At 49.9% G+C, this 551-nt stretch carries 1 protein-coding gene; it reads right to left on the bottom strand.

Translation table 11 applies throughout. The features are described from left to right. Positions 1 to 425, bottom strand: a 425-nt coding sequence (locus R7093_RS27370) for a bifunctional hydroxymethylpyrimidine kinase/phosphomethylpyrimidine kinase (protein ID WP_318147302.1), incomplete at its 3' end; no start/stop codon positions are given. Between the last annotated feature and the right edge of the window lie 126 nt (positions 426 to 551).

Genomic DNA, 551 nt, shown 5'->3' on the forward strand with positions numbered 1-551 from the left:
TCTTCTTTTAATGTGCTGATTGCTGATTGCTCAAGTAGCAAATCGCCGCTGGTGGCGACCATGACGGGATCTATCACAAGATGTTTAGGCTGGTACTGTCTGATCTTGCTTGCCACCACTTTGATGATGTTCGAATCCGCCAGCATGCCGACTTTTACCGCCACAATATTGAGATCGGTAAACACCGCATCGAGTTGGCTTTCAACGTGATCAAGTGGGATAGGGAAAATCGCAGAAACGCCTTGTGTGTTTTGCGAAGTGATGGCGGTAATTACCGAGCATGCAAAACTGCCTGTTGCCGACATCGCTTTGATGTCTGCTTGAATACCTGCGCCGCCGCCACTGTCGGAGCCTGCGATGGTCAATACGATAGGGGTAGGTAAGGCTGGCGTCTGATGTGAATAAGGCTGTGATTGCTGTGTCATGGTCGCTCCTATTACAAGACGTATAGGAACTGACTTTGACCGCTGTGGGCAGATCGATTGTTCGATCGTTTCACTCGCCAAAGAGAGGCGGCGAAAGGCAAAGTGTGCATAGTTCCCTACGTCAGT

Source organism: Vibrio sp. 1580, assembly GCF_033340055.1.